This window comes from Cecembia sp., from assembly GCF_007126775.1.
GTDB lineage: Bacteria > Bacteroidota > Bacteroidia > Cytophagales > Cyclobacteriaceae > Cecembia.
Map to the genome: position 1 here is coordinate 1 of NZ_SLAP01000042.1, position 7,941 is coordinate 7,941.

At 45.5% G+C, this 7,941-nt stretch carries 11 protein-coding genes; all 11 read right to left on the reverse strand.

Going from position 1 to position 7,941, the window contains the following annotated elements:
• On the reverse strand, nt 1-508 hold a 508-nt coding region (locus QZT73_RS03045), incomplete at its 3' end, for a CoA-transferase (protein ID WP_291786558.1).
• Nucleotides 498-1,319 (reverse strand): CoA transferase subunit A, encoded by an 822-nt coding sequence (locus QZT73_RS03050; protein WP_189580148.1) that lies wholly within the window; start codon nt 1,317-1,319, stop codon nt 498-500. The genes QZT73_RS03050 and QZT73_RS03045, both read right to left, overlap by 11 nt.
• A 1-nt stretch (nt 1,320) precedes the next feature.
• On the reverse strand, nt 1,321-1,902 hold the full coding sequence (gene pcaG, locus QZT73_RS03055) for a protocatechuate 3,4-dioxygenase subunit alpha (RefSeq protein ID WP_291786561.1): 582 nt from the start codon (nt 1,900-1,902) through the stop codon (nt 1,321-1,323).
• Nucleotides 1,895-2,599: a protocatechuate 3,4-dioxygenase subunit beta gene (pcaH, locus tag QZT73_RS03060; RefSeq protein WP_291786562.1), complete on the reverse strand. Its 705-nt coding sequence runs from the start codon at nt 2,597-2,599 to the stop codon at nt 1,895-1,897. The genes pcaG and pcaH overlap by 8 nt, the downstream gene beginning before the upstream one ends.
• 10 nt (nt 2,600-2,609) lie before the next feature.
• On the reverse strand, nt 2,610-2,981 hold the full coding sequence (gene pcaC, locus QZT73_RS03065; RefSeq protein ID WP_189580157.1) for a 4-carboxymuconolactone decarboxylase: 372 nt from the start codon (nt 2,979-2,981) through the stop codon (nt 2,610-2,612).
• Nucleotides 2,978-3,763: an alpha/beta fold hydrolase gene (locus QZT73_RS03070; protein ID WP_291786563.1), complete on the reverse strand. Its 786-nt coding sequence runs from the start codon at nt 3,761-3,763 to the stop codon at nt 2,978-2,980. Before QZT73_RS03070 ends, pcaC begins: the two co-directional genes overlap by 4 nt.
• Before the next feature lies 1 nt (nt 3,764).
• A complete protein-coding gene (locus QZT73_RS03075; RefSeq protein ID WP_291786565.1) occupies nt 3,765-4,979 on the reverse strand; it encodes an FAD-dependent oxidoreductase in 1,215 nt (404 codons plus the stop codon).
• Nucleotides 4,980-5,051: 72 nt separating this feature from the next.
• Nucleotides 5,052-5,372: a 2Fe-2S iron-sulfur cluster-binding protein gene (locus tag QZT73_RS03080; protein WP_189580163.1), complete on the reverse strand. Its 321-nt coding sequence runs from the start codon at nt 5,370-5,372 to the stop codon at nt 5,052-5,054.
• 21 nt (nt 5,373-5,393) lie between these two features.
• Nucleotides 5,394-6,581, reverse strand: a complete 1,188-nt coding sequence (locus QZT73_RS03085; protein WP_291786566.1) for a cytochrome P450 — start codon at nt 6,579-6,581, stop codon at nt 5,394-5,396.
• A gap of 18 nt (nt 6,582-6,599) precedes the next feature.
• Nucleotides 6,600-7,346: an SDR family oxidoreductase gene (locus QZT73_RS03090; protein WP_291786569.1), complete on the reverse strand. Its 747-nt coding sequence runs from the start codon at nt 7,344-7,346 to the stop codon at nt 6,600-6,602.
• Nucleotides 7,346-7,941: HD domain-containing protein (locus QZT73_RS03095; RefSeq protein ID WP_291786571.1), on the reverse strand; the 596-nt coding region annotated here is incomplete at its 5' end. The genes QZT73_RS03090 and QZT73_RS03095, both read right to left, overlap by 1 nt.

Here is a 7,941-nt window from a genome sequence, read left to right on the forward strand (position 1 = left end):
GCTGACCGGGACCATCTCCATGGCCAAAAGAGGTGATAAAATCCACTTTTTCCACAAAAGCGCGAGGGGATTGCTTCATAATCACATAAATGGTATGACAAAATGCAGCAATTTCGGGAGCACCTCCTCCACCGGGAAGCCGAACCTTGGGTTTGTGATAATCCCCTACAACGGTGGTGTTGATGTTGCCAAACTTATCAATTTGAGCCCCTCCTAGGAATCCTACGGTAATCCTCCCACCCTGCAACCAATAGCTAAACATCTCGGGTACAGATACGGTGGTCAAGGCTGTTTCACACAGTTCTCCATCCCCTATGGAAAGTGGCAATACGTCTGGATTGGTTTGAATAGTACCGGATTCGTAAATCAAGGTGATATCTGGTGCGTGGGTAAGTCTGGCTAAATTACAGGCTGAAGATGGCAAGCCAATTCCAACAAAGCATACATCGGAATTTTTTAATATCCGGGATGCCACCACGGTCATCAATTCTGTTGAATTATACTGCATAGTCTGTTGATTTTAATTCCTGAAGCCACTCATTAAATCTCTCTCGGTCTTTGGAAATCGCTTCCCAATCCATGTACGCTTTGTTATCTCGGCTATAATATCCATGGGCATAACTGGGTTTGGCACCACCGGGTACATGTACTACAGCGCTGACAGTCCAGGAAGGCAAAATCACGGCATTCGGGCTTGAAGGCTGTAACTCATCTACGATTTCCTCCACGGTCACAATGGCAGCTTTGGCAGCAAGGACAGCCTCCTTTTGAACGCCCACAATTCCTTCCAAGGAAACGTCCCCTTTTTTGGAGGCTTTTTGGGCATGGATGATGGTAACATCAGGTCGAATGGCTGGTACTGCCACCAATCGTTCTCCAGTAAATGGACAGGCTAAGGTTTTGATAGAAGGATTGACTTTCTCCAAATCCGCTCCATAATATCCTTTGAAAATGGCACATGGCATACCTGATGCTCCGGCTGCATAAGCTGCTGCCATGGCCGCATGAGAATGTTCATCAACTTCCAAGGGTTGAGGGTAGCCTTTTTCAATAGCTTCCCGCAAGCGGTACAAAGATCCCACCCCCGGGTTTCCTCCCCAGGAGAATCTTAATTTGCGAACACACCCTGCCCCAATCAGCTGATCATAAATCATATCCGGAGTCATCCGAACCAATTCCAGATTTTTGAATCCCTGACGGATAATCTCATGGCCTGCGGCAAAGGGAATCAGATGTGTAAATCCCTCCATAGCTACCGTTGCCCCATCAAAGAGATGGGTGGCAATAGCCTCTTGCAATGTTTGTATCTTAGCTTGCATATCAATAATCAAAAAACACCGTTTCATTTTCGCCCTGCATATGCAGATTGAACTCATATATTGTAACAGGGCTCTCCTGTACCTTTTGGGCAATCAAAGTACTTCTTCTTTCTTCGGTAACTAACTTCAAATAAGGGTCTTCCTGATTTAATTCCTTGAAATCCTCGAAATACACACGGGTATACACATGACTCAACAGCCCTCGCATAAAAACAATCATGTGAATGGCAGGTGCCTGACCTTGCTTTTCCGCTGCTGGAATGCAAGTGGTAAATTCAAACCAGTTTCCTTCTATGGTACCTGTACCCATCCTTCCGATGGAGAAAAAGCCTTGATGGGGTTTGATCTGGAATTTACCTTCTTGGTCCACTTGCCAGATTTCAATCATCGCATCATCCACAGCCTCTCCATGGAGGTCATACACCTTTCCTCGGAGAATGATGGCATCCTGAGAGTTCTTCCTAGCATCAAGCAAAACGGGAGTAGCCAAACTTGTATGGTCAAATTTATATTGCTCTGGTGTCAGACCATAGGCAAAATAGGGGCCTACTGTCTGTGATGGGGTTTGTCCTAGCTTATTCATTTTCAAAAGGGGTTGAATGATGTCCTCTCAATACAATGTCAAATTGGTAACCCAAGGCAAAACCTTCTTCTGTCAAGCCCATGTCAAAGCTTGAAATCAAGCGCTCACGTGCTTTTTCTGGAACAGCCAAGTAAATGGGATCGTAATCCAACAAGGGATCTCCTGGAAAATACATCTGGGTTACTAAGCGCGTACCGATATTGGGTCCGAATACACTGAAATGAATGTGATTAGGTCTCCAGGCATTGGGATGATTTCCCCAAGGGTAGGCACCTGGCTTGATGGTGTAAAACTTAAAAATGCCTTCTTCATTGGTCACGCATCTCCCTGCACCAAAGAAATTGGGGTCCAAAGGGGCATGGTGTTGGTCACGCTTGTGTACATACCTTCCCGCTGCATTGGCCTGCCATACTTCAATAAGCGTATTTTTCAGTGGCTGTCCATGTTGATTCAACACCCTTCCACTGACTACAATACGTTCTCCAAGCGGTTCACCGTTTTTGATGCCATTCTTGGTCAAATCATGATCAAGGGGAGCCACAGACTCCAAACCGAAGATGGGTCCGGAACTCGGTTTCATCAATTCGGGTACGGTAATCAGGTTTTGAGAAGGTCCTCTGAAAATGGTGGATTTATAGCCTGGAGCTATCAAGGGTGGATGGCTTGTCCAATCGCGTTGGTTTTGTGTAGTATCCATATGCGTACTGTTAAAGGTTAAAGACTTGTTTGGCTATTCTAAAGGCAGTATTGGCAGCTGGCACACCTGCATAAATGGCCACATGCATCAATACTTCTTGAATATCTTCCAGGCTTGCACCTGTTTGCTGGGTTGCTTTGAAATGCAGTATCAATTCCTCTTCATGTCCAAGACCTGCCAAGAGCGCTATGGTAATCATGCTGCGTTCCCGCTTGGTCAAATGCTCAGAAGACCAGACAGTACCCCAAGCGGATTCCGTAATAAATTGCTGGAATCCTTCATCAAAGGAAGTTTTTGCAGCCTCCGCTTTGGCAACGTGGGCTTCTCCTAAGACTGATTTGCGGGTTTGCATGCCCTTTTGGTACTTATCTGTTGGATTCATAGTGCTGAAATAAAATCTTGTAAAATGACCGTAGTCCGCTTGGGGCTATCTACGCAAGGCAAATGCCCTGCATTGGGAATTGTAATCAAGGAGCAGTTCATCAATTGGGCAAAGCCTTGAACCAATGCAACAGGAGTGGACTTATCCTCTTCGCCTACCATACAGATTACCGGAATAGCAATACCTTGAGCGGTTTCAGTATAATCCGCATCCCGAATTACTTCACAGGCAATCCGATAACCCAAAACATCCGCCCGTTCCAACATGGCTTGATACAAGGCAAATGCTGCTGTCTGTTGCTTCTGAAAACTTGGTGAAAACCAATTAGTCAATATCGAAGGAGCTACCGCTTTCATTCCTTTCGTGGAAATGGCTTGAATACGATTGTTCCAAGCTTCTGCCGTCCCAATCTTTGGAGCGGTATCCATAAAGACGATTCCTGCAATTTTGTCGGGATAACGTTGGTAGATATCCAAGCTGATCAAGCCACCAATGGACAGTCCGACCAGAACGATTTTATCCAAATCCAAGACTTCACATAGGCCTATCACATCATCGGCATAGCTAGAAATACTGCCTTTTTCAACAGCTCCTAAACTACTTAACCCATGACCCCTTTTGTCAAACCTGAGTGTTCCAAATTCGGTACCCAAGCCATCAATCACGGCATCCCAAATGCGAAAGTCCGTACCCAAGGAATTGATAAACACCAAGCAAAGGTTTTTCTCCCCTTTGTTGTATGCGTAGTGAATGGTGGTATCATGTATCCGAACCGCTTGCATATCAACACTCGTTTAATTTGATGGAATCGTCCGCTAACTTTTGTACGTCAGGCGTGTAAGAAGCCTGAATCCATTTTCTGGCCTGCAAATGATCTGCGGGTTTGTTGATAGAATCTACTGCTATCAATTGGTTATTCTTGAAATAGAAGACCGAAAACTTATCCCCTTCCACATCTCCTCGGACGATGAGTTGGTCATAGCCTTCGGATAAACCGGCCATTTGCAATTTGAGGTTGTATTGGTGTGTCCAAAACCAAGGCACCTGATGGTAGCTCATCGGTTTCCCACAAATGGTAGATGCGATGGCTTTTGCCTGATCTACTGCATTTTGAACAGATTCCAGACGAACCATTCCTCCACCCGCAAATGGATTGGGATGCAAGGCACAGTCGCCGATGGCATAAATTCCAGCCGCAGAGGTCTCACAATATTCATTGACCTCAATACCATTGCTACATTTAATACCCGCTTGTTCAGCTAAATTCTGGGACGGGAGCACACCAATACCGACAACTACTTGGTCTGCGGCAACCGTTTCTCCAGTGCTCAAAGAAGCGTTCCATCTAGAGTCCTGATTCAGGGCTTGCACCCCTACCCCCATCCGAAGATCCACTCCATAGGCTTTATGTTTGGCTGCAAAATGCTCACTTAACATGGGCGGAAGTACCCGCTGCATCAGGCGTGGCTGATACTCCACAACAGTTACTTTTTTCCCGGATTTGGCCGCATAGGCAGCGATTTCCAATCCGATAAAGCCTCCACCGATCACCAAAATATCCTGGACATTCTCCTGATCGAGGGCAACCTTTAAGTAATCAGAATCATTCATGGTCCGCAGGTACAGCGGTTGGTCTTCTCCTGTGACGGGAATCGGTAACGCTCTATTGTAAGCACCCGTGGCAAATACCAAGAAGTCAAATGTATAAACCCCTGAAGTTGCATACACTGTATTTTGTGAAACATCTACTTTGTCCACAAGCTCTCCCAATTTTAACTCCACTTGATTGTTTTCATACCAAGCTTCAGAGCGAAACATGATGCTGTTCTTTTGCTGGGAACCATCCAAATAGCCTTTGGATAGCGGTGGTTTTTGATAGGGAAAATCAGCATCTTCTGAAAAAATACAGATGGACCCTTCAAAACCCTCTTCGCGAAGGGAAGCAGCAGCCTGTATGCCTGCATGGCCGGCACCGATGATGATGACATTTTTCTTCATGGGAATGGAATTGAGTGGTATATTGGGGAAAAGCAGAGGTAGTAGGATTTCCTTCTACCTCCACTGATGTGCTTATTGTTCTTGAGGAATTTCTACGACCAAACCATCCAAGGCATTGCTTATGCGAACCTGACAACCCAAGCGGCTTCTTTCTGTTCTCGGAGCTACTGCCCCCTCCAACATTTCGTCTTCCTCTTCTTCCATTTCAGGGAGTTTGTCGAGGTATTCCTCGCCGATGTAGCAATGACAAGTGGCGCACATGCAGGAACCTCCGCACTCGGCGATAATTCCTTTAATGTCGTTTTGAACTGCACCTTCCATAATAGTAGCGCCCAAAGGCAATTCTACTTGGTGCTTGTTTCCGTCTGAATCGATGTAAGTAATCTGTGGCATATTGATAAAATTTAAATGTGTTTATTTTCCAATGGTCAAGGGTAACTTAACCGGTGAGCGGAAAGTGGTGGATGGATTCCAATCCAACTGTTCCGTGCTGATGTAATATTCAGGTATTCTGGTGAAAAATTCACCCATGGCGATTGTGGTAATCATCCGGGCAAACATATTGCCCAGGCACAAATGAACACCGCCTCCGAAACCTAAATGTCCTCTTGTATTTCGTTCCAAATCATATACGTCCGGATTCCTGAAAAAGCGCTCATCTCTATTAGCAGATCCGTAACAAAGCATCACAAAATCTCCTTTTTTCATTTGCTGACCATGCATCTCCAAATCCTTGGTCAATACCCGCTTGAAGCGCTGTGCTGAGGTATTGAAGCGAAGGGTTTCCTCGATAGCTTTTGGCATCAAGCTGGCATCGGCAGCTATTCTCCTACGGGCATCGGGGAAGGTGGCCATGTTGTAAGCCATCATGGATAAGAAACTGGAAAGCGATTCTACTCCCGCTAAGATGATGGTGGCAGAAGTCATGATGATTTCCGCCTCTTCCAATTTATCTCCGTCGATCTCCGCCAAAATCAATCTGGAAATCAAATCATCCTTCGGGTCTGCTCTTCGCTGACGCACGATATCTTCCACATAGTTGGTCAAAAACTTAAAGCCACCGATATGCTCTGGTCCTTTTTGTCTGGTTTCTTGATCTGACTGAATGGACAAAATCACATTTCTACGAACCTCGTGATGGTCCTCATCGGGCAAGCCCATCATGGCAAATAGGGTTCCCACCGTAATTTGACTGGAAAAGTCTTGCACAAAGTCAAACGAACCCATTTCCAGCACCTTGTCCAAGACCTCTGTAACCAACTCCTTGGTAGGATCCATCAGGTGCATCAAATTATTTTTAGCAAAGGCTGATTGGATAAGCTTGCGCAAGCGATCATGACGAGGAGGATCAGTAGTTCCCAGGGTTGAACCAGATCTTCCTGGAAGTTCATCCACCAAATTTCCTTCACTGGAAGAGAATGTTTCCCACTCTACTCCAGCACGTTTGATATCATCGTAGCGGGACAAAATCCACATATTCACATCATCCGACCAAAAGCAAGGATATTGATCGCGTAGCGTTTTGTAGAAAGGAAAAGGGTCGGCGTCCATGATTGGACTATAGGGGTTAAACTGAAATTTCTGTTCGGTGATGGTTTCCATGTGGCTATGATTTTATTGTTAAATGAATTGTTTTCCTCCGTCGACGACGATAGTTTGCCCAGTCACATAATCGGATAAGGCACTGCTGAGGAACAAAACTGTCCCCACGATGTCTTCGGAGCTTGAACTTCTTTTGATGCTGCCCCTATCTACTCCATAGGTAGCGGCATTTTCCATGATGGAAAGACTGGCTTCCGTCAAGGTAAACCCTGGTGCTACCGCATTGACATTGATATTGAATGGTCCGCATTCTTTGGCAAGCGTTCGGGTGAGTCCAATAACTGCACCTTTGGAACTCACATAATGGGACCAATTAGGCGAACCTGACATAAAGGTGGCAGAACTGATATTCACTATTTTACCGCCATTTTCCTTCATGTAGGGAAAGCATGCTTTTGCAAGCAACCAAGGTCCTTTGATATTGACTTGCATGACCTTGTCCCATTCCTTTTCTGAAATTTCATAGAAAGGTGCACGGCTCAGATTTCCGTACATGGCTGCATTGTTGACCAAGATATCGATGGATCCGAAGTCTTTATGAATGGCTGCTACCACTTCATCTACCTGTGCGGCATTGCTCACATCCATGGCATAGGCCAAGGCAGAGGCACCCAGTTCCAGAGCAGTTTCTTGGGCTGCTTGTAAATTGATATCGCAAATGGCCACCTGAGCTCCTTTTTGGACAAAGGCTTCTGCAAATGCTTTGCCCAGTCCTATAGCTGCTCCTGTGATGATGACCGTTTTTCCTTTAAAATTTAAATCCATTACTGCTTGATTAATGTACCTGCATTCAGTTCTGTGTATGACACTTCTAAGAAGGATTTGGCCAACCATTTTCCATAGGGAGTCAACAGTTTGGGTAGTACGTGTCCATCCAAAATATCTAAAACCTCCGCTCTTCCAATTTCAAACCACTTCCCGATGGTAGTGACACCATGAGGGGTATACCTCCACAATTTATCGGCATCCTTCACAAGGGAATCTTCCAAAGACCTGGCTTCCGAAGTGGTGTCGTGCCCGTCGATAATAGCTGTCACTTGGGCAATGAACTCCTTGGAATAACCATGTTTTTCCAAGAGCCCTGAGGCTATTTCCATCCCATATACTTCATGCGCACGGGTCAACTCAGGATACTGATTATTGGGACCAAATGCCTTCAAAATCTTATCCTCGGGTATTCTGCTCCATCCGGTATCGTGCAGCATCATCGCTAGCAAGCACACCTCTCTATCAGCTTCTGCATGCCAATCAAGGAGTAATTTCACCAACTGATAGGAGTGTAAGGTATGCACATCGTTGTCTCGAATTGTCAGAAACTCTTTGGCTTCCTCCCAAATGGCGATATGATTTTCTTGAAGGA